Source organism: Terrimonas pollutisoli (assembly GCF_029360765.1).
GTDB classification, from domain to species: domain Bacteria; phylum Bacteroidota; class Bacteroidia; order Chitinophagales; family Chitinophagaceae; genus Terrimonas_B; species Terrimonas_B pollutisoli.
In genome coordinates, this window is the sequence record NZ_JARKNA010000001.1 from 828449 (window position 1) to 850901 (window position 22453).

Genomic DNA, 22453 nt, shown 5'->3' on the forward strand with positions numbered 1-22453 from the left:
ACAGATTTGAAAATGAAACAAGACAATGTTATATAACTATATCAAGACAGCATTCAGGCATCTTTGGAAAAACAGGTTGTATTCCGTAATTAATATATTGGGATTAGCTGTTGCGTTAACCTGCGTGGTGTTATCTATTTTGTACTATAAATACGAGCACAATTTTGATTCGTTTCATAAAAATGGCTCACAGATTTTCCGCATTACTACCACTTATACAGATAATAAAACAGCTGAAATACAAAGAGGCGCCGGAACTGCCCAAGTGCAAGGTCCAGCATTTAAAGCGCAGGTGCCAGAAATCCTGGATTATGTACGTATCTATGGCGGCGATGTGATGGAAAATGTCAGATCGTCTGATAAGGCCTTTACCCTGGGCGCCGGATTTGCGGATTCCGCATTTTTTAAAGTATTTTCATTTCCATTGTTATTTGGCAACCCAAATACAGCATTAAGTGAGAAATATTCAGTTGTAATCACTGAAAAAACAGCGCTCAAGTTTTTTGGAACATCCAATGTAATTGGCAAACGATTGGATATAGAAGATAACCCTGATTCGCTTTTTGCTTCATTCATTATTACTGGTGTGGCTAAAAACCCACCCGCCAATTCATCTATTCAATTTGATATTTTAATCCCATTCAGTTACCTGCAGATAATGTGGGATGATAAGACGTGGTTGAACAATTATCTGCCCACCTTTGTGGTCTTGCATCCCGAAGCTGATTTAAAAGCAATCCAGCAAAAATTTCTTGCCATTCATAATGTGCATGCAAAAGAGCAACTGGAACAGGGAAGGAAAACTGGGGAATTTGATAAAAAGACCTTTTACTCACTTCAATCCTTAACAGATATTCATTTAAGCCCCGAAGGAGGATTTGCTAATGCAAGTAAACCTGCTTACTCCTTGTTTTTGCTTGGCATATCTGTTTTTATTCTTTTAATGGCTTCTATCAATTTCATTAATCTAAGCATTGCAGGTTCATTGAAGCGGGCAAAAGAGATCGGGGTAAGAAAAATTTCTGGTAGCAGTAAAATGCAAATTATATGGCAGTTTTTGATTGAGTCATCCATTATTTGTTTTACTGCCCTGTGTATGGCTATTGTACTTGCTCAAAGTTTATTGCCATTTTTTAATCAATTAGCGGGCGGACAAATAATATTTTCAACATTACTGGACTGGAAATTATTTGTTTATTTTATTGGTCTTCTGATAGTAAATATTTTGTTGAGCGGTTTATACCCCTCCTATGTGTTGACAAGATTCCAGCCAAAGGAAGTATTGTATAATAAGCCGGCATTATCAGGCCGTAATTGGTTGGGAAAGAGTTTGGTGGTTTTGCAGTTTTCAATAGCAACCTGCTTAATCATCGGGTCTATTATTTATTACAAGCAGATGGATTTTGTTCGTACAAAAGACTTAGGTTATAATCCTCATAATATTGTTCGTGTTGATGTTCCTTTTAAACGTGATATGAAGCTCGTTTACCCGCTCATTAAAAATGAATTGGCAGAAGAGCCGGGGATAAAACAAATGTCTTTGGAAACACATAATGATGGATCCAAAATCTATATTGGGGACAATGTCATTAAAGCTACTTATAAGCTGGTAGAAAAATCGTATATCTCTATGCTTGAGATCCCTGTAAAACAAGGTCGAAATTTTTCTGACTTATACAGGACTGATCAAACAAATGCCGCTGTTGTCAACGAAGCTTTTGTGAAAGCAGCGGGTTTGAAAGATCCTATCGGCACCCAAGTACAGATTAAGGACTGGTTTCCAAGGGAAGCATTGATTATTATTGGAGTTGTAAACGACTATCACAGGGGTTCGTTGAAAGAAATTATTCAACCTGAAATACTCTGTATAAATGACGGTTCGCAGGGAACAGTATTGGTAAAAGTTGACAAGCTTAGACAAAAGCAAGCGTTGGTTGCATTGGAGAAAGCATATAATACGGCAGTGCCGGGCTCTGAATACAATTATACTTTTTGGGATGAACTAAATGCAAGAGAATATCATAAGGAAAATAAATGGAAGCAGATCGTTAATGCGGCTACGGTATTATCCATTTTGATTTGTTGTTTGGGATTATTTGGTCTTACACATCTTGCCACTCAAATGCGTGTAAAAGAAATTGGTATTCGTAAAACATTGGGTGCATCTGTCAGTAATATCGTGTCACTTATAACAAAAGATTTTGTAAAGCTGATAGTAATTGCCGTTGTCATTGCTTCGCCTGTTGCATGGTTTTTCATGAATAAATGGCTGCAGGATTTTGCTTATAGAATAAATATTGGCTGGTGGATGTTTGCTCTTGCGGGAATCATAGCCATTGTTATTGCCATGATCACAGTTGGTTTCCAGGCGGTGAAGTCTGCAATTGCTAACCCGGTGAAATCATTGCGAACAGAATAAAATTAGTATAACAGTTATAAAATGAGATTATGATCAAAAATTACCTGGTTGTTGCATGGAGAAACCTGTTGCGTTATAAAGTTTATTCTTTTATAAATATTGCAGGTCTCGCAATCGGGCTGGCGGTTTGCATGTTGATCGTACTTTATGCCGGTCACGAAGCAAGTTATGATCGCTTTCATAAAAATGCGGAAAGAATTTTTTGGCTGCAGACCAAATTAAAAATCGGAACTGATTCGGTCTTCATGCCTTACTTAAATTACTCTGCGGCACCCATGGTGAGCCAGCGGGAGCCAGCTGTCGAAAGTTACCTGCGGCTAAGAAAAGATCCTCAAAATGCAATCATTCAAAATCCCGCTATACCTTCCCTGAAGTTTGCTGAAAGCAAATTTATTTTTGCCGACAGCAATTTTTTTAGCTTCTTTTCTTTCAAACTTTTACAGGGGAGTAAAGAGCAGGTGCTTCGTAATCCCTTATCTGTTGTTATTTCCCGTGATGCAGCGAAAAAATATTTTGGTAACGATGATCCTGTTGGTAAAATCATCCGCTATAATAACAATGATGACTTGCTCATAACCGGCGTGGCAGCAAATGCTCCTTCCAATTCAACAATCGAATTTGATTTTGTAGCATCACTTTCCAGCATGAGGGCAATTAAGGAACAACAGAGTCTGGTGTTGAAGGAAAAAAATGATTTCACTACCTATTTTCTGGTAAAGCCGGGGGGGCAGATTTCCCGCATTGAAGCAGCCTTATTTCAGCTGGCCAAGATGCAGGGAAATGATGAAGAGTTTAGTTTCCGTTATGTGAGCACTCCTTTAACAAAGTTGCATAAGGTCGCAAGCACCGATATCTCGGGGTTTAAATACGTCAAGATATTTCCCTTTGTGGCTGCGCTGGTTTTGTTGCTGGCGCTGATCAATTATATGAGCTTGTCCACGGCCCGGTCAGCTATTCGGGCCAAAGAGATCGGCGTGAGAAAGGTGATGGGCGCCGGTCGTAAAATAATCGCCAGCCAGTTTTTCATTGAATCGGCATTGTACACCGGTATCGCTTTTATACTCGGTTATTTTTTATGTATTTTTTTCCAACCCTTCTTTTTCAATTTTTTGCAGATCAGCATTGACCGGTCTTTTCTCCTGCATCCATGGGTGATAGTAGCATTCTCAGCATTGTTCATGGTTACAATTCTTATTTCGGCGACTTATCCTTCGTTGCTGTTGTCGGCCTATAAGCCGGTATCGGTATTGTATGGCAAACTTGGGAAAAGTGGTGGCATTAGTGTAAGGAAATTTTTTACAATTATCCAGTTTGCGATTGCAGTTGCATTTATTATCTGCGGTATTGTAATGCAAAGGCAACTGCTTTTTTTCAGGCACAAGGATACCGGCATGAACCGCGATAATATTGTAATGATGCCTTTCGGTACAGGTGTTACCAAACACTACGCAGCCTTCAAACAAGAACTGCGATCTGTTCCGGGCATTCAACAATTCAGTCTTGCATTGCACCCGTTGTTTAAAGGATATGATATGATGGGGATGATGCCGCCGGGCAGCAAAGAGATGGTATTGATGCCGGTGATGGATGTGGACCAGCATTTTATTCCGTTGCTGGGGTTGCAATGGAAACTGCGGCCGGATGAATCTTTTTTTTATAAGAAGAAAAATAGCATTATCCTGAATGAAACGGCGGTTGAAAGATTACATCTTGGTCAGCAACCGGTTAATCAAAAAATTGATCAGTTTGAAGTCGCCGGTGTGCTGAAAGACTTTAACTGGTCGTCGCTTCAACATAAAATAGAGGGATTGATTTTATCTGTTTCTAATGATGAAGACAGTACATCTATGTGGGCTGCAAAAGGAGGATGCTTATTTGCTAAAATTAATGGCGGTACCAATATTCCCTCGCTGATGGATCAAATGAAGAATCTTCATAAAAAATATGATAGCGAAAAGGCCTTTGAATATTATTTTTTGGATGATGCTTTTAATGAGTTGTATAAAGCTGAGGAAAGGCTTTCTCAAATGTTAATGCTGTTTACCGGCCTGGCGATATTTATTGCCTGTCTTGGCTTGTTTGGGCTGGTAACGTTTATGGCGATACAGCGAACCAAAGAAATCGGAATAAGAAAGACACTGGGTGCCTCCGTACAAAATATAGTCAGTTTATTATCCGGTGAGTTTATGGTTCTTGTATTACTTGCCGTGATAATCGCTTCACCTGTTGCCTGGTATTTTATGAACAAGTGGTTGGAGGAATTTGCCTACCGTGTTTCTATTGTATGGTGGGTCTTTCTTTTGGCTGCTATCATCACCATGCTGATTGCTTTGATGACTATCGGCTTCCAGGCCATTAAAGCGGCTATTGCTAACCCTGTGAAGTCACTCCGAACGGAGTGACGGAATCCCGATGGTCCTGAGCGAAATCGAAGGATCGGGATGAAATCTTTACGAAGCGAATAAACTAAATGATCCAGAAATAAATAGTATCAACCTGCATCCAGGATGGTTCACTTTGTTGTTTAATCATTAACTTTTCACTTCATGTAAACTAAAATAAGCTTTATGAGCTATTCCCATTTTAAGAACATTATTGTTGCAATATTATTTGTCGTATCAGGTTTCATTACAAAAGCCCAGCAAACCGCTGAGAAATTTGTGCTGGAGACGCAATACCTGCTTTATCTACCCGAACAATATGCTGTCGATACAGCTACCAAATGGCCATTATTGATTTTCCTGCATGGATCGGGTGAAAGTGGAACGGATTTAGACAAAGTAAAAGTGCACGGTCCACCCAAGCTGGTTGAGCAGGGAAAGAAATTTCCTTTTATCGTTGTGTCACCACAGGCTCCACCGCGGGCCGGCTGGAAAGTGGAAATATTAAAACAGATGTTGGATGATATAAAAAAACGATACCGGGTAGATAATGATCGTGTTTATTTAACTGGTTTAAGTATGGGAGGCTTCGGTACCTGGAACCTTTCCGAAAAGTACCCGGATGAGTTTGCAGCTATTGCGCCAATTTGTGGTGGAGGTAATGCGGAGCAAGTATGGAAATTGCGGCACATGCCAGTGTGGTGCTTTCATGGGGCTAAAGATGATGTGGTCCCGTCTTCAGCATCACAAACAATGGTAGACGCTTTAAAAAAATATAATTCAAATGTTAAGTTCACATTGTATCCCGACGCTAATCATAATAGTTGGGATGTGACTTATAACAATGACAGCCTTTATAGCTGGCTATTGGCCCAAAAACGATTTCAATTTAAACCTGCGGCTCAGCCGCAATCTCTGTTAAAAGAATATGAGGGCATTTATGTCAATAATGTGAATAAGGATACGGTAAAAATGGTTGTTGAAAATGAGAAGTTATTTGCAAAACTTGGAAAGAATTCGATAGCGCTTAAAGCCTCTGCTAATAACGATTTTTACTGGGATGATAATTCGGTTGATGAAGTTCGCTTTACCCGAAATAGTAAGGACGTTGTAGGAGGCTTCATATTGTTGGCTGATGAAAAGGTGGAATTCAGAAAATTGCCGGTAAACAAAACGGTAAGGACAAAACAAAAATGAATCAGGAAACTGCAACTGGATACTGAACGGAGTGTACGAATTTGAATAGCAACTGTTCGTTTTCGTACACCCTGACTAATAACGTATATACAAACAGTTGATTTTAATAAGTTTATCTATTGGCATGTCTGTTGGAGACTGTTCGCATAAACTGATATAATGGAGGTAAAATCCTTGCGAACTGAACAATGACTAATGTATGTTTAAAAATTACCTAAAGATAGCTTGGCGCAATCTGTTACGACGAAAATTTTATTCGGCGATAAATATTTTTGGGTTATCGATAGGTGTAGCATTCGTTTTTTTGGTAGGAAGTTATGTATGGGGAGAATGGCAGGTAAATAGAAATTTTAAAAATGCTGACAGGTTATTTTTATTGCAAACCGTCCATCGTGGTTCTGAGGGTATAGCAGCGGCACCCTCACCATTTGCACAGGTATTAAAAGAAACCTATCCGCACCTGGTATCCAATTTTTATCGTTCGTTTTGGAAAAACACAATTATCTCGAACGGGGAAAAACATTTCAGGGATAATGTGCAGGTTGGGGATAGTACTTTAATAGATATGTTTGGGTTTTCATTGTTATATGGCAACCCGGGCACTTTGTTTGATAGTCCTGACGCCGTTGTAATCACAGAAGAAAGAGCTTTGAAATTTTTTGGCAGCACAAATAGTGTAGGCAAAACGCTTACTATTCAAAATACGGAAGGACAAGACCATGACTTTATTGTAACCGGTATATTGAAGGATATTCCGGCTAATTCCATCAACACTGTCCGGGCAAATGCCAAAATACCTGTTAATTCAGTTTTTCTATCGGTAAATGGTGTAAAACAATTTTATAAGGGAGGGGATTTTCTAAAATGGCAAGCTTACAGTAATAGTTATGTAGAATTGAAAGAAGGAGTTAATCCAGCCGATTTGGTGCAGCCGATCCATCAGCTTATTAATACCCATGTTCCAGGGGAAAATAAAGAAGGGTTGCAGATCAGTCTCAAGCCTTTATCCAATTATCATTTAGATGCAAACAATGGTATCGTCAGAAAAATAATCTATACACTTTCTCTCACGGCTTTGTTCATACTATTGATGGCAATTGTGAATTTTGTGAATATGTCTATTGCCAGCTCAATGGCCAGGTTAAAAGAAATTGGCTTACGCAAAGTGATGGGCGGAATTAAACGACAATTGATTTTACAATTTCTTATTGAAGCAACCATTATTTCTTTTATTGCGGTTGGATTTTCATTGCTTATCTACCAGCTTATTCAACCGTTTACCGCGACATTGCTGGGCAAAGAGTTTCCGCAACTATCTTCAATGCCCTTCTATTTTATCTGCATCCCTGTTGTACTGATCCTGTGCATAGGATTGCTGGCGGGAACTTACCCTGCCCTGGTATTGTCTTCTGTCAATACTGTTGAATCTGTTAAAGGAAAGTTGAAAGGAGTTAAGGAAAACATTTTCCTGAGAAAGGCCCTTGTAAGCTTCCAGTTCTTTATAGCCATTGTCGTTTTTATTTCAGCAGTTGTTATTGCCAGGCAGGTTCATTTTTTCCTGAATACCGACCTTGGCTTTCATAAAGATCAGGTATTGAATGTAGAATTGCCCCGCAACTGGACAGAGGCCGGTGTAAAGAGGATTCAAACTATAAGAAATGAAATAGCTGCTTCAAAGGGTGTAGTGCAGGCATCAGTTTCTTTTTCGATTCCCAATCGAAATACTACAGGTAGCCCCGGTTTTTATAAGTCAGGAAACGACCCATTAAATGTAGTAGAACCATCGGGAATTATCGCTGATGAAAAATATGCGGAAACTTTTGGAATACCTGTTATCGCAGGCTCTTTTTTCAGTAGGACAAATACAATATATGATTCCTCCGCAATTGTTGTAAACGAGGCATTTACAAAAGCATTGGGCTGGAAGTCAGCCAATGAGGCAGTCGGCAAAAAACTTAGCAGGCAGGATAATAATGAAAGCTATACCATTTGTGGTGTGGTTAAAGACTTTCACTTCGAATCAAAGCAAGAGGCTATAAAGCCATTAGTGATCTTTCATATTCAAAGTAGTACGATATTCCGTTTTATGTCTATAAGACTCGAATCTTTGGATATGGAACAAACTATTGCCGGTCTTGAAAAAAAATGGATGGAATTGATGCCTGGTTCTCCCTTCGATTATTCATTTATGGATGAAACAATAAACACTGTTTATAAATCAGAAATACAACTTAAAAAGGCATCTTACTTTGCCACCATACTAGCAGTAGTGATAGTGATGCTGGGAATCATTGGAATGGTATCATTAAGCATTGCCAAAAGAACCCGTGAAATAGGTATACGTAAAATACTGGGATCATCTGTTTCCGGGATTATCCTGTTTTTTATCAGGGATATTTTCCGTGCAATTCTGGTAGCCAATTTAATTGCATGGCCGGTTTCTTATTTTATTATGAAAAAATGGCTGAGCGATTATGCCTATCGTATAGAAATGGGCCTCTATCCATTTATAATAGTCTCAGTTTTACTGACTATAGCAACAATGCTTTTGATCAGTATCCAAACAACAAAAGTCGCAATTAAGAACCCTGTAAAAAGTTTAAGAACAGAATAAATAACCAATTATGCTTGAATTAAAACATATCTACAAATGGGTGAACACCGGCAATAACCGCACCTTTATTTTGAAAGACATCAATCTCTCTATAAAAGAAGGAGAATTTATTTCGATCATGGGACCTTCAGGCTCAGGCAAATCAACTTTATTGAATGTGATCGGCATGCTGGATGAATTCAATGAAGGTGAATATAATTTTTTACATGAATCTGTACATAAACTAAAAGAAAAACAGCGATCAGCCCTGTATAAACAATATATCGGGTTTGTATTCCAGGCTTATCACCTCATTGATGAGCTGACAGTTTATGAAAACATTGAAACTCCACTTATTTATCAAAATGTAAAATCAGCGGAAAGAAAAGCTTTGGTAGCAGATATGCTTGACCGCTTCCAGATTGTAGGTAAAAAAGACCTTTTCCCCGCACAGCTTTCCGGTGGTCAGCAACAATTAGTTGGCATAGCCAGGGCCCTGATAGCAAAACCAAAATTATTATTAGCCGATGAGCCTACCGGCAACCTCAACTCCAAACAAGGCGAAGAGATCATGGATCTTTTTAAGCAATTGAATGAAGAAGGTGTTACGATCATACAGGTAACTCACTCCGAAAAAAATGCGGCCTATGGTAAGCGCATCATTCACTTACTGGATGGCATGGTGGAAAAGAGAGTAGAGTTAGCAGTTGGCACTGAGCGATAGTCGAAGTGCTAACAGTTTTATGCTAAATCAATATCGATGAACTATAAAACGTTCTGCTAGCGTTGCGAAAACGAACAATGTCTGTATCAAAACCGGACAGGTGAAGAACCCTACATTTCACTAATCCGTTATCTTTCAATAGCTCTGAAGTTTGGTATGTATTTGATAAAAGAATGAACAATTGTAGCCAGGGATTTTAAATAACAAGGGTAATGAATACAAAGAAGTTTATAGGATTAGTATTAATAGCTTTTTCATTGCAGGCCATGGGGCAAACCACCATGACACTTAAGCAATGTGTAGAGACTGGGATCAATAATAATTTTGATGTAAAGCAAAGAGAATTGCAGTTGCAAAGTGATGAAGCTAACTGGAAGCAGTCCAGGTTGAATATTTTTCCTGATCTCAATGCGAATGCAGGACATAGTTTTAACCAGGGACGTAGTATTGATCCTTTTACCAATTCACCCGTTACTCAATCTTTCAATTCGTCAAGCTATAGTGCGGGCAGTGGTATTACCTTGTTCAACGGGTTGTCCATTCAGAATTCGATCAGGCAAAATTCACTAGCCTTCCAGGCTTCTAAGATGGATTGGCAGCAGGAAAAAGATAACCTTACTATTAATATTATCCTTGCTTATTTGCAGGTGTTAAGCAATGCAGAACAACTGGAACAGGCCAAAAACCAGGCTACTTTGTCGAAGCAGCAAGTAGAGCGTTTGGAAATTTTAAATAAGGAAGGCGCCATCAAGCCATCTGATCTTTCCGATCTGAAAGGACAGTACGCCAGTGACCAGTTATCAATTATAAGCATTCAAAATTTATTGGAAACGGCAAAAATCAATCTCTGCCAGTTGATGAACATACCTTACAATAAGGATCTCGTTTTAGAAAAGATAGATCCCGCATCTTTTGCCGACCGCTATGAAGGAACACCAGACAAGATTTATCAAACGGCATTGGAGCAACTGGCGATGATCAAAGCCGCTGAATTGCGCAAACAAAGCGCAGCAAAAGCTATAAAGGTGGCAAGAGGACAGCTTTTTCCCGTATTGCGATTCGAGGGTGGCGTCAGTACCAGTTATTCAAGTGTGGCTATGCAAAATAAATACCTCAATACAACTGATAAAACTTCCAATGATTATGTATTGATAAATGGCACTCCATCGCCGGTAATTTACAAGCAGGATAATTTCAGCAGCAGTAAGATCAATTATAATGATCAGCTGAATAATAACCTTTATACATCGTTTGGGTTTAACCTGCGGATTCCTATTTTCAATTCATTGCAACAGCGAAATCGTATTAAGCAGGCACAGATCATTTATAAGACCCGTGAATTGTCTGCCAATACAACGAAAACACAATTAAGCCAGGCTATTGACCAGGCTTATATCAATATGAATACAGCTTCGAACCGTTATAAGACGATCCTGGAACAGGTAAATGCTTTCAATGAATCATTCAGGGCGGCGGGCATCCGGTTCGATTCCGGGGTTGGTAACTCGATTGATTACCTTACCGCCAAGAACAATCTGGACAGGGCCAGCATTAACCTCATCATTGCCAAATATGATTATGTATTAAGAACGAAAATCCTGGATTATTACCAGGGGAAACAATTATGGTAAAGATTGGCTCCTTAATTCAACGTGAGCTTTAGGTCTTTACCATCCCGTTAGGGATGATTCGTGGGTGAAAATATCAAAAGAAAAGGCACGAGGCGTTCCGAAGGAACGCTTGGTGCTTCTATCTATGAATTGTTACCGACGATTTGTTCCTACGGAACAATTTTAGTAAACCTGATTATCTGTGAAAAAGATCCAAGACTCACGTTAATTCATTAAAAATTCGGAACGTAATTCACATCCATTGCCGGGCGATGAGATAACCGATAGTTTGCCATTGAAAAGGTTCAGCCTGCTGCGAATGTTTTTTAACCCGATACCGCTTCCAAGATTGGTAGCATCAAAACCGATGCCGTCATCCTTTATCTGTATTTCCACCTGCGGAGCGTCTATATCTATTTTTATCAGTACGTTTTTTGCTTCAGCATATTTGATGATATTGTTTAATTGTTCCTGCACTACACGATAGATCATTAATTTTTGTTCATCATTCAGGTATTGATTAACTTTTTCATCATCCACGATTAACGAAAATTTCAGTTCTTTTACCCGCCGGATATTGGCAATTAAATTTTGAATCGATTCTTTTAGCCCTTCCTCTTTGAAGACAGGAGGCTTCAGGTTGGCGGAGAGGTGCCTGATCTCAGTTATTGATTGCCGGATCAGCTCAGTCGTCTTTTTCAGTATTTCTTTTTCATTTTCAGAGTGGCTGTCTATCATCCCAATATGCAATTTTACCACACCCAGCGTTTGTGCAATATTGTCGTGCAATTCTTCCGCCCACCGGTTGCGCTCCCGTTCTTCCGCCTTTATAATATTTCGGGTGATCTCCGTTTTACTTCTTAGCTGTTGATCGTGATATTCCCGCTGCAACTGGCGGTGTTCACTGATATCCTGCAGGGCGCCAATAATGCTATAGGGTTTATCGTTACTGTCTTTCAGTAAATAAATGCGGTGCATTACTTCCCTGTATCCTTTGCCCGGAATTAAAAACCTATATTCTCCCTGCCAAAACTGGTGTCCCGGCGTATAGGCTCTTTTTATACCTTCCATCACCTGTTGTTTATCGTCAGGGTGAATATGGTTTTCCCAGTAAGACACTCCGTTTTTATTTTGTAATACTTCATTTCCCAAAATCTCATCAATATTGTTTCCCATCTTAACCGTTTCAGTCAGGATATCATATTCGTAAATACCGTCTTTTGTTGCATTCATCACTGCTTTATATTTTTTCAGCATGTCCTCGTTGGTCTCCAGTGAATGAATTAGTTTTTTATAGATGGTATAAGCCACTGAATAAATAAACAGTGAGGACACCAGTACAAAGGCCAGTCCTTTATAATTTTCTATTTTCTGAAGAGTGTTTGTATTATCGTTGGCCAGCCATTCAGCCACTTTGCCGCTGCCTAATATCCAAATGGCGCCAAAAAGAAAATAGTAAAGTCCAAGTCTTGCCGGAGGGGATAGTTTGGAAAACATACGAAAGGGTTTACGTAATTATGTGGCGTGCAGTTAAAAAACTGGAGGTTTACGGCGGCAATTTATGGAATTACAAAAGGGTATAGCATGGAAAATTGTTTACCGGATCAAAGAGTTGAAGATGAATTTTATACCCGAGAACGGTGGGCTAATCCCAGAAAGACCAAATTTGATTTTCCGTTTTAGGGCAGAATCTTTATTTTTGCCGCCCAATTAACTGCCGGGGTAGCTCAGCTGGTTAGAGCACAGGATTCATAACCCTGAGGTCGGCAGTTCAAGTCTGCTCCCCGGTACAAATAAAAGGTTCTGATTAGTCAGAGCCTTTTTTATGAGTATAAACCCTGCAATTCAATATACATTATAAGGCTTACTTCATTAGTCAGGTGATGCCAATCTTACAATTACTTAATTTTAAGACATGATTCGCCTGGCAAATCCTACTGACGCAACAGCCCTGCTTGCCATTTATACACCATATATCCGTGGTACCTCCATTACTTTTGAAACAGCCATTCCGGCCGTGGCCGATTTTGCCAACAGGATCCGCTCCTATATGGAAAACTGGCCCTGGCTGGTGTATGAAAAAGACGACCAGGTGGTTGGATATGCCTATGCATCAAGATACCGTGAGAGGGAGGCTTATCAGTGGAGCATCGAATGTTCGGTATATATTCATGATGATTACCTGCGTGCCGGGATTGCCAGTCAATTATATGCTGCCTTGTTTGCAATCTTAAAGGCCCAGGGATTCAGGACGGTGTATGCCGTCATCAATCTTCCCAACGACAGAAGTGTGGCTTTTCATGAAAAAATGGGTTTTCGCTATTTTGCTACGTATGAAAATGTAGGGTATAAGTTGGGTCAGTGGAAAAATGTTGGCTGGTGGCAATTGCAATTAAATGACTATACCATCGAGCCGCCGGCGCCTGTAAAGTTTAACGCCTTAAGCAATGAAGTGATCAAAAAAATACTGGATGAAAATCAAAAATCTCCTACATGAGGAGATTTTTGATTTAGTGGTTTACCCAAACAAAAATATCAGAAACTAAAGGCCAGCTTCGCAAATAGTCTTCGGCCGTTGAAGCCCATCTGTACGGAATCCCAGGCGCCACCTGTTTCATTATCGCCATACCACCATTTAGCCAACGGGTTTACGCCGAGGTCAGGATGCACATTGAATATGTTGTCGGCCCCAACAAACAATGTTATTTTTTTTGAGAATGCATAGGAAACAGAAAGATCGGTTGTGATCTTATGTTTATAATTAAATATTTCGGGAACATACCCATTACCATCATCTCTTGGCACCTGGGGATTGATGCCTGATGCATTAGGGTTGTCACCCGTTGGAGAACCGGAATCACCAAAGCCCATCAAAACAATTTTACCAAAAGAAGTGAGGTTGACATTAAAGCCCAGCTTATCATAATTATAATTGATGCCAAGAGAAAATTTACTATTTGGCGACGAAGCTTCAAGGAAGGCTTCTTCCCGGTCGCTATAAAATGTTTTCTGGTGAAGTTTAGTATCATTCAATGCCGTGGGAACATGTATTTCATCAATCTCCACTTCCTGCAGATTTCCGGCTAATAAAAGTTTCAGGTTGTTTTTACCCCATCTTTTTGCATAATCCAAAACGACATCTACTCCATAATTGGTGGTGCTTACTGCATTTGCAAAAAACTGCGCAGTTGATACGTCTGCCGGGAATTGTGATGTAAATGCCGGGGAAAGTGTTGGATCATCTTTGCTGAATAATCCCGAGAGCACCACCCTGTCATCCACTTTTACCCAATAGCCATCAATTGTTACGGTAAATGATTTAGCAGGCTTCCAGGTAAAGCCGAGACTGGCGTTAACTGATTTTTCTTCTTTTAAATCAGGAATGCCTGCAGCTTTTGTGATAGCATTGGTGTTGGGTGCAATCAGTGATTGTACAAGTATACCGCCGCTAAAAGACGTAAGCGTATTGCTGAAATGGATTTGCGCCAGCGAAGGAGCCCGGAAGCCGGTGCTTACAGACCCACGTATATTAAAATTATCTGCCGCTTTCAACCGGGTAGCCAGCTTTCCGGTAATAACGGATCCAAAATCAGAATAATTTTCGAAACGAACTGCTCCGTCCACCAACCATCGGCTGGTTACATCTAAAGCTGCATCAACATAAACGCCGATATTGGTGCGGTTGGCGTTTACTTCATCATTGGGGCTAAAACCAGGAAATCCCTGCGATCCGGGCGCAGGATTGTATGTCTCGCCATCTACTTCGTACACGATGGGATTAGCATAATAAGATTTCCAGGAAGCTTCTTCACCTTCATAAATCTTATATCGTTCATAACGGAATTCAGCGCCGATACCCAGGTTGAGTCCGCTGGCAACAGATGGTATGCTTTTAGTAAAGTCAAGATTAAGGGTGTTTTGCAAAAGGTTGAAGCCGCCGTCATCGAAGTGATTGGGATAGTTTTGGCCGATCAGTGATGCGTTGAAAGTTTTGTCTCCGAAATAGTGAAAATCATTAAAGCCGGTATTATTACTTAGATCCCAATTCCAATCCTTACCCATTTCTCCACGTAAACCCACAGCCAATGAGGCATCCTGGATATGTGTTTGAATATGCGGGTTAAAGTAAATAACTCCTGCACTATTCGATCGCAGAATGGATGGGGTTGGTATTAATGTTCCATCTGAATTAACCGGAAATCGATTGGGCCGGGTGTACCAATCATCTACCCAGTTGCGGGTGTATGCAAATGCATCAGATGATTTGTAATTGTAACCGCCAAAAGAATAGAAAGTAGTTTTTTTAGCATTAGCAGAAGGCAGTTCCAGGTTATACATCACTCCGGCTGTAGTGAGTGATGCGTCTCCAAAGCCACGACGATAAATATTCACGTCAGGCAATGCATCTTTATCGGATAAATCGTCCGAAACCGGAGCCTGGCGATAAGTTTTTCCCTGGGTTAAAAAAGCAAGAGAGTAATTAAGAAACCCTCCGTTTTTTCCAAGGCCGACGCCATGGTTTAAGGTGGCAGTAAATGTGTTACCATCTATTTTGTTTCCTGAATAATACTCGTTGTTGTCATTAAAGTCGGCAGCATTAAACTTTGTATCGTAATAACCACTCCATCCTGCATTAGCAGAAAGATGATTGATATCTTTTTTCAAAATAACATTGATCACACCTGCAATAGCATCAGAACCATATTGGGCCGAAGCACCATCCCTGAGAATTTCAATCCTGTCCACCGCGGCCTGCGGAAATCCATTCATGTCCACTCCCGAACCGCCCCGTCCTCTTGTTCCAAACAATCCAACGAAAGCGGTTGGGTGCCTTCTTTTTCCATTAATTAAAACCAATGTATGGTCAGGTCCCAAGCCTCTCAGCGTACCAATATCAATATGATCCGCTCCATCAGCCCCGCTTTGTTTATTATAATTAAAAGAAGGTGCTGCTACATTGAGAATGGAAGTGAGGTCCATTTTGGCGGTAGGTAAACCAAGCTGGTTTATTCTAATGATATCTACCGGAACAGGTGTTTCTGTTTTTGCCCTCCCGCTACCACGTGTGCCGACAAACACAATTTCGCCCAGCTCTGTGATCTCTGATTCAAGTGTAAGGGATAAGTTATTGGCTGAACCAACTTTCAGGGATTGTTTTTTATAACCAATAATCGAAATTTCCAAAACATCATCGGCATTGGCCTGTATGCTGAAGTTGCCTTCATTGCTTGTTTGTGTGCCACGGCCGGTCCCTTTTACTTTAACAGAGACGCCGGACAAGGGGAGTCCATTGCTGTCAGTTATTTTCCCTGTGATAGTTTGTTGTGAAAAAACGGTGAGAGTGAAAAAAAGTAATCCTGCAATTAACAACAGTTGATTTCTCATAAACAGTTTTTTAGTTAGTAAAATCGTTCAAGTGGCATTCAATTTCCAATCAGGCAGGCAGTCGATGGCGGCTTTGGTTGCGGAAAAAAGACAATACAATTTAAGAAAAAAAGTAAGTTGAATGCGGGATTTTGCACGTTATTATAAAAGTCCCTTGACGGAATAAAAAAATAAGACCGGAATGAAATTAATTTCATTCCGGTCTTATTACTATAGGAAGCTTTTAATCCAGCTTACTTTTCCATGCTTGCTCTCTCCATCACCTTTTCCACTCTTCCGGGATATTCTTCCAATGCTTTTTCGAGGCAATCCATTGCTGCATTGATGGCGGTAAGATTTAATACATAAGCCAGGCGAACTTCATTTTTACCTAAGCCAGCTGTGCCATAAAAACCTGTAGCTGGTGCCAGCATTACTGTTTGGTTATTGTAAGAAAACTCTTCCAGCAACCACTGGCAAAATTTATCCGAATCATCGATTGGCAGCCTGGCGATGGCATAAAAAGCACCACCGGGATTGGGACAATATACACCGGGCATAGCGTTCAACCGGCTTACCAATAAATTTCTGCGGGAAAGATATTCGGCCTTAGGTGCGGCAAAATAACTGTCGGGAAGATCAATTGCTGCTTCACCCAAGATTTGCGCCAGACCGGGAGGACTTAACCTTGCCTGGGCAAATTTCATTGCTGCATCATACAAGGCTTTATTCTTGGTAATCAATGCGCCGATTCTCGCACCACAGGCACTGTATCGCTTACTGATCGTATCAATCAGCACCAGGTTTTCTTCCAGTCCTTTCAAATGCATGGCACTTACATAATCACCAGCATAGCAAAAATCACGGTAAGCTTCATCACTGAAAAGATAAAGATTATGTTTAAGGCAAATATTTTTCAGTTCTTCCATTTCTTCGCGGCTGTACAAATAACCCGTAGGGTTGTTAGGACTGCAAATGAGAATGGCTTTTGTCTTAGCGGTAATCGCTTTTTCAAAATCTTCGATAGGAGGTAAGGCAAACCCGTTTTCAATATACGAGGTGATTGGTACTACGTTGACTCCCGCTGCGCAGGCAAATCCATTATAGTTAGCGTAGAACGGTTCTGGTATAATGACTTCATCACCGGGATTGAGACAGGCAAAAAATCCAAACAGAATGGCTTCACTGCCGCCCGTCGTGATCATGATCTGGTCATAATTGATGTCGAAGCCCACCTTCTTGTAGTACCCCACCAATTTGCGGCGATAACTTTCGTTTCCTGCACTATGGCTGTATTCCAACACCCTGATATTGGTATGACGCACCGCATCCATAATGGCCGGTGGCGTTTCTATATCCGGTTGGCCAATATTAAGATGATATACCTTTGTTCCTTTCTTTTTGGCTGCTTCTGCAAAAGGAACCAGTTTGCGTATGGGTGAGGCTGGCATCTGCTCACCACGTTTTGAAATTGTAAGCATGCTCCAAAGGTAAGAGGAATTGATAATTTGCGTTTAGTATGCAGCCCCTGTGAAATTTTATGTAATAAAGCGCTTACTGCATTTCGCTGCTTGTGAAATCATAAAAAAATGTTGTAATACAATTTTTGAAGCCATCCGATTGTTTAAGAATGTATCTTTTCATTCCAAAATTCTTTTACCACTTTTAAAAAAATACAACCTATTTGACTGCTTTCTACTATTAAACAACCAAACACATAAATCCCTGGATGGAAAAATATTTGTTCACTGATGGAACGAATGTGGTAAGGGAAGTGCAGTCAAAGGAAGAGTTACAATCATTAATACGGGCTTCCGGCGATACCGGTAAGATAAGGATTTGGGTTTTTAGTACCAGCGAGTGGATATCTTTCGCTGAGTTCAATAAACACAACATTACCAGCAATCCTCCATTAAAAAAAGCAGAAAAAGCTGAACGGAAAAGTGAGCCTGTCGCCATTCATAAACCACCCAAGGCTAAGCAATCGGCATGGCCGTTGAAGCTATTTATTATGCTCATTACCGCCGGTGCCATATTCCTGGTGTACAATTTTACCCGGGAGAAATGGCATCATGCTACTCCACTAACAATCGAAGCGGGCTATCCGGAGAATGTTCCTGTTATGAATATTGATTCCCTGCTGTGGGAGATTGAAATGACCAGAGGCCAGAAATTGGATAAGGTTACCGCTACTAATCTTCGTATCCGCAATAGTTGGCCCGACAGGGTGCAATTGAAGTTACATGCCGACAGGGACACGAGTCTTTCAGGCAGCAAGTTTTTCAACCTGGAAGTGGTAATAGATAATTCTACCGGGTACAACATTGATAAAGCTGCAGTGGAGGTAAAAAACTGGAAAAAAAATAGCCTTGTTAATACAGATACGGTTCATTTCAGCAATATCAATTATACAGCACCGGTAAGATCAAAACTTAATGCTGAGTATAGGGGTGACAGTCTTTCCGTTTCTTTCCTCTCGCTGAAAGCGAAGGCGTTTAATTTCTGTTATGCATCCGACAAGGAAAGTAATTATGGAAATTTTAATGACCGGTGGTTTTGCAGGGATTGAGGAAAGGGAAAAGTGAAAGGTGAGAACTGAAAAAGTGTTAGAACAGGGGGCCCATTAGTTACCAGGGATCAGGCGTTAGGCATCAAGCATTTCGACTAAGCGTTTAACATTATCAAATTCATTTAAAAATAAACACATGGCACTCTATTATCTTCCTTTGTTGATCCGGAGCGATCGTTATTTTATTGCCAAGCTGGATCAGGATGCTTTTACTGGTAACAGGGAGGAAACTGAATATAATTTTGTAGTTCCTGCTGATGATCGGGTTGTGACACCCTTATTGACAATAGAAGACCCGGGGAAGATTGTTTTAAATCAAATGGCTCCGTCCGAGCAACAGGATATTCCCCTGAGGGAATGTCATATTTCATTACAGCAGAAAGGCAATGATGTTGAATTACTGATAACAAAATCGAATAACTTTTCTTTACAGCCTTTCGCAGATCAGGAGAAAGGAATAAGGCTCGATTATTCCGACAGCCAGAAAAGAATCTGTTTGAATTATTACAAGCACCGTGTAGAAAGAGCTGCCTTTAATATTTACGTTACCCTGGTAATGGAAGACCAGCAGACCTGGTCCTGTAAGTTTCAATATACAGTTGTCGGCTCCAGGGAGTGTCAGCGGGTGGTAATTGATTTTGGAAGTGAGGCCAGCCAGGTGGGCTATAAAAACTGTGGTCCGCAATCATCCGTAATGCAATATGATATCCTGGAAAATATTATCAGCCAGCTGAACAGAAGAGATAGTTCAAGAAATTGGCGGCGTGAAGATTTTTTAAATTATGAGCAGGGACAACCACTGCTGTACCGCTCCTTTTATGCTGTCAGGAAAAATATGACAAGACTGGACAGAGCAAATTTTCCTTTCAATTTCACCAATGATACATTAAATGACGAAGTCCGGTTATTTATTACCAGGCAGGAAGTAGGAGCCACTCAACTTGCTTTCAGGGACAATTATGAGATCATCCCTAACCTGAAATTGGGAATTGAGAAAAGCCTGCAATTAGTATTGGATAACTACACAGAAGATTATAGCATTCGTTCGCACAAAAAAGAATTGATTAGCGCTGTCTTGCTAAGAATGTTGCGGTTGATGATAAGTACCAAGCCGGATTTTCAACGCGGAGGCATCATTGTTACCTTACTGGTTCCTAATATTTATACCCAGCATGATGTATTCGAATTGTTGAATGAATTAAGAAAGCATACAGCCAGCCTTTTAACTTCCTTGCATATCAATACGGGTGAGTTGCATATTGAATACGAAACAATTTCTGAAAGCGATGCAGCTTTTATGGGTTACCAGCAAACAAATCCGTCCAATGTACAATTGTCAAATGGCGAAATGGCGCTGGTGATTGACTGTGGCAAAGGCACTACCGATATTTCAATGGTCATGGCCGATGATAATGAAAACTATTCCAGTTTTTTCAGGACAGGATTTGCAGGCGCAGGAAATGTACTATCGTATGGTTTCGTAGAAGATTTTTTGACCATTGTGCTGAAAGCAATACCAGGCAGCAATGAAATTTCGGTAAAAGATTTTATCAGCCGGCATATCCTGGATCAAAACCTGACGGTGGATGTGCTCAATTTTATCCAGCTTATCGAGAACCAAAAAAAGCGATACAAGCAGTTGGCTGCTGTTGGCATTACCCAATTTGCCGCTTTGACAGAACATTCGGCAAGTACAGAAAGAGCGATAGGCACTTTATATAAAGATCAGTCGATGTTACTGCAATACGCCGACGCAATTTTGAAAGACAGGAATATTCGATGGGATGATGAACTGACAGGGCTTATAAAAAAAGCAACGGATTGTATCGTGTTCAGTATTATCAACAGTATAAAAGATGTAATTACAAAAGACATCAAAAAAAGAATTAAGGTGGTGATGCTGAGCGGCAGGGCTTTTTATTTTGACGACCTGAAAGCCAAGCTGGAAACGGAGCTGAAAGCTTTACTTGGCCCGGTAAAAATCAATACTGTTCAACCGGGTCGTGCACTCAATAATAAAAACATTGCCATACACGGTGCTTTCAGCGGAGCTTACAAGATTACCGATTTTACTGGTATCCCTATTGATGAGAAGGAAGGACTGTCGAGAAATAATGATGTGCTGAATAATAATCTTTACCTGTATCGCGGGATTAAAATTCAACCGGGTAATGACATTCTTTATAATACCTCGGTAGTCAGGCGAAATAATCAGCAACTCAAAGTATTCAAAAATAAAGCAGTTGATATCTATTTCACCCGCGACAATATTTACCTGCGACTGATGGAAAATCAGAAAGTAAAAGATGTAAAATCCTTGTACAGCATCCTGGTTTCGATTGGCGAAATGTATTCGTCCCTGCAGGATATAAGAGCGATCTCAATGTTTCCGGTGCATGGTGGCGAACTGGCATCGGTCAATACTGTGTACAATGATGTGATCAAAGAAAAGGAATCGGGCATTATGATCCAGGAGAAGAAAAGAACGGGCATTCTTCAATTTTTTCAATTCTGAGCGTAGCCGAAGAATGAGTAAACGAATATCAAACCAAAAATAATACTGATGTATAGAAAACTCATAGTATCGCTCTCGTTCTGCTTGCTTACGGTTTTCCTGTTCGGACAAGAACCCGCAAGACGAACCTTACGCATTGCAGATACATTAACGGCGAAGGAGAAGGCCGGTGATAATACTGTTTTGCTGCGCTCCGAGCTTGATTCGCTGATCCAATTGTATATGGCCAGCCAGCCAAAAAAAGCAATAGACGAACCCACGCAGCTGGTACAGCAGAAAGATGAATTGTCTTTGTATTTATTGATCGTTGGGGCGGCCGTACTAATAGTTATTGCTTTCTTTTTGTATAAATTATTCAGGAGCCAGGAAAAATTCCGGCGCACTATTTCTGTGCTCAACCGGCAGATACAACACCTGGAGATGAACATAGCCGCTGCAAGTGCGAATGATAATGCAATAATGGGCAAAAAATCTAAGTTATCAGCAAACGGCATGGAAAAAAAGATACAAGCTTTGACGAGTCAATTGGAAGCTACCGTAAAAGAAAAAGAAGAGATTGAAGAACAGTTGGCCGGTTATATAAACAGTAAGCAGGACTTCGACCTGGTAAAGCAGCAGATGATGGAAGTTTATAAAATCAGGAACTACCCGGGATTCAACAAGGAAAAATCAGAAACAGAAATTGTAAGAAGTTTGCTGGATACGGAAAGATCGGTAGCCCTGTATGCTTATGAACATTTTTTAAAGCCGGTATTAGCAATCGCCGATGCCAACAAAAACAACCCGGCAAAGATCAATGCCGAAGAGCGGGAAAAACTATTGAATCTGCTCATTTCCCTGTCACTTTTGTATAGCGAATATTTATACCTGCGCATTGGCGATCTTTCTATTGGCGGCAAAATAGTGGAACGAATCGGCAGTTTGAAGAATGGGAACCACATCGATCCGGCTTCACTGAAAGAATTGAATACAGAGCATGGCAGCCGGGCACTGGTATTGCGAATGGTGCTGGATAAATCGTCGATCCAAAACTTGTCTTATCCTGTTTTTGATGAAACAAACCTGAATTTATCTTAAGCTC

Annotated in this window: 13 protein-coding genes and 1 tRNA gene; 11 read left to right on the plus strand and 3 right to left on the minus strand. The window is 40.4% G+C overall.

Features of this window, described 5'->3' with window-relative positions; genetic code table 11:
• Positions 1 to 25 precede the first annotated feature (25 nt).
• From P2W73_RS03215 to P2W73_RS03240, 6 genes are all read left to right on the plus strand, one after another.
• Positions 26 to 2419: an ABC transporter permease gene (locus P2W73_RS03215; RefSeq protein WP_276500545.1), complete on the plus strand. Its 2394-nt coding sequence runs from the start codon at positions 26 to 28 to the stop codon at positions 2417 to 2419.
• Positions 2420 to 2448: 29 nt separating this feature from the next.
• Positions 2449 to 4821, plus strand: coding sequence for an ABC transporter permease (locus P2W73_RS03220; protein WP_276500546.1), 2373 nt, complete (start codon positions 2449 to 2451; stop codon positions 4819 to 4821).
• A gap of 165 nt (positions 4822 to 4986) precedes the next feature.
• Positions 4987 to 5997, plus strand: coding sequence for a carboxylesterase family protein (locus P2W73_RS03225; protein WP_276500547.1), 1011 nt, complete (start codon positions 4987 to 4989; stop codon positions 5995 to 5997).
• 199 nt (positions 5998 to 6196) lie between these two features.
• A complete protein-coding gene (locus P2W73_RS03230) occupies positions 6197 to 8611 on the plus strand; it encodes an ABC transporter permease (RefSeq protein WP_276500548.1) in 2415 nt (804 codons plus the stop codon).
• A gap of 10 nt (positions 8612 to 8621) precedes the next feature.
• Positions 8622 to 9314: an ABC transporter ATP-binding protein gene (locus P2W73_RS03235; protein WP_276500549.1), complete on the plus strand. Its 693-nt coding sequence runs from the start codon at positions 8622 to 8624 to the stop codon at positions 9312 to 9314.
• Between the two features lie 212 nt (positions 9315 to 9526).
• A complete protein-coding gene (locus P2W73_RS03240) occupies positions 9527 to 10945 on the plus strand; it encodes a TolC family protein (protein ID WP_276500550.1) in 1419 nt (472 codons plus the stop codon).
• Positions 10946 to 11149: 204 nt separating this feature from the next.
• Here P2W73_RS03240 and P2W73_RS03245 read toward each other — a convergent pair whose 3' ends face one another.
• On the minus strand, positions 11150 to 12421 hold the full coding sequence (locus tag P2W73_RS03245; protein ID WP_276500551.1) for a sensor histidine kinase: 1272 nt from the start codon (positions 12419 to 12421) through the stop codon (positions 11150 to 11152).
• A 219-nt stretch (positions 12422 to 12640) separates the two neighbouring features.
• Here P2W73_RS03245 and P2W73_RS03250 point away from each other — a divergent pair.
• Both P2W73_RS03250 and P2W73_RS03255 read left to right on the plus strand, forming a co-directional pair.
• A tRNA-Met gene (locus tag P2W73_RS03250) sits at positions 12641 to 12714 on the plus strand.
• Between the two features lie 125 nt (positions 12715 to 12839).
• Complete coding sequence (locus tag P2W73_RS03255; protein ID WP_276500552.1) at positions 12840 to 13421, plus strand: arsinothricin resistance N-acetyltransferase ArsN1 family B; 582 nt, start codon at positions 12840 to 12842, stop codon at positions 13419 to 13421.
• A 38-nt stretch (positions 13422 to 13459) separates the two neighbouring features.
• Here the strand turns inward: P2W73_RS03255 and P2W73_RS03260 are convergent, their stop codons facing one another.
• Together P2W73_RS03260 and P2W73_RS03265 are read right to left on the minus strand one after the other, a co-directional pair.
• Positions 13460 to 16309 carry a TonB-dependent receptor gene (locus tag P2W73_RS03260; protein ID WP_276500553.1) on the minus strand — a complete coding sequence of 950 codons (2850 nt, stop codon included), beginning with the start codon at positions 16307 to 16309 and terminating at the stop codon, positions 13460 to 13462.
• Positions 16310 to 16542: 233 nt separating this feature from the next.
• A complete protein-coding gene (locus P2W73_RS03265; protein WP_276500554.1) occupies positions 16543 to 17769 on the minus strand; it encodes a pyridoxal phosphate-dependent aminotransferase in 1227 nt (408 codons plus the stop codon).
• A 248-nt stretch (positions 17770 to 18017) separates the two neighbouring features.
• Here P2W73_RS03265 and P2W73_RS03270 point away from each other — a divergent pair, with 248 nt between their 5' ends.
• The 3 genes from P2W73_RS03270 (at position 18018) to P2W73_RS03280 (ending at position 22449) form a co-directional block, all read left to right on the plus strand.
• The gene (locus P2W73_RS03270) at positions 18018 to 18857 is read left to right on the plus strand and encodes a hypothetical protein (protein WP_276500555.1); all 840 of its coding nucleotides are present in this window, start codon (positions 18018 to 18020) and stop codon (positions 18855 to 18857) included.
• A 136-nt stretch (positions 18858 to 18993) separates the two neighbouring features.
• On the plus strand, positions 18994 to 21372 hold the full coding sequence (locus P2W73_RS03275) for a hypothetical protein (protein WP_276500556.1): 2379 nt from the start codon (positions 18994 to 18996) through the stop codon (positions 21370 to 21372).
• 48 nt (positions 21373 to 21420) lie between these two features.
• Positions 21421 to 22449, plus strand: a complete 1029-nt coding sequence (locus P2W73_RS03280) for a hypothetical protein (protein WP_276500557.1) — start codon at positions 21421 to 21423, stop codon at positions 22447 to 22449.
• The last annotated feature ends 4 nt before the right edge of the window (positions 22450 to 22453 follow it).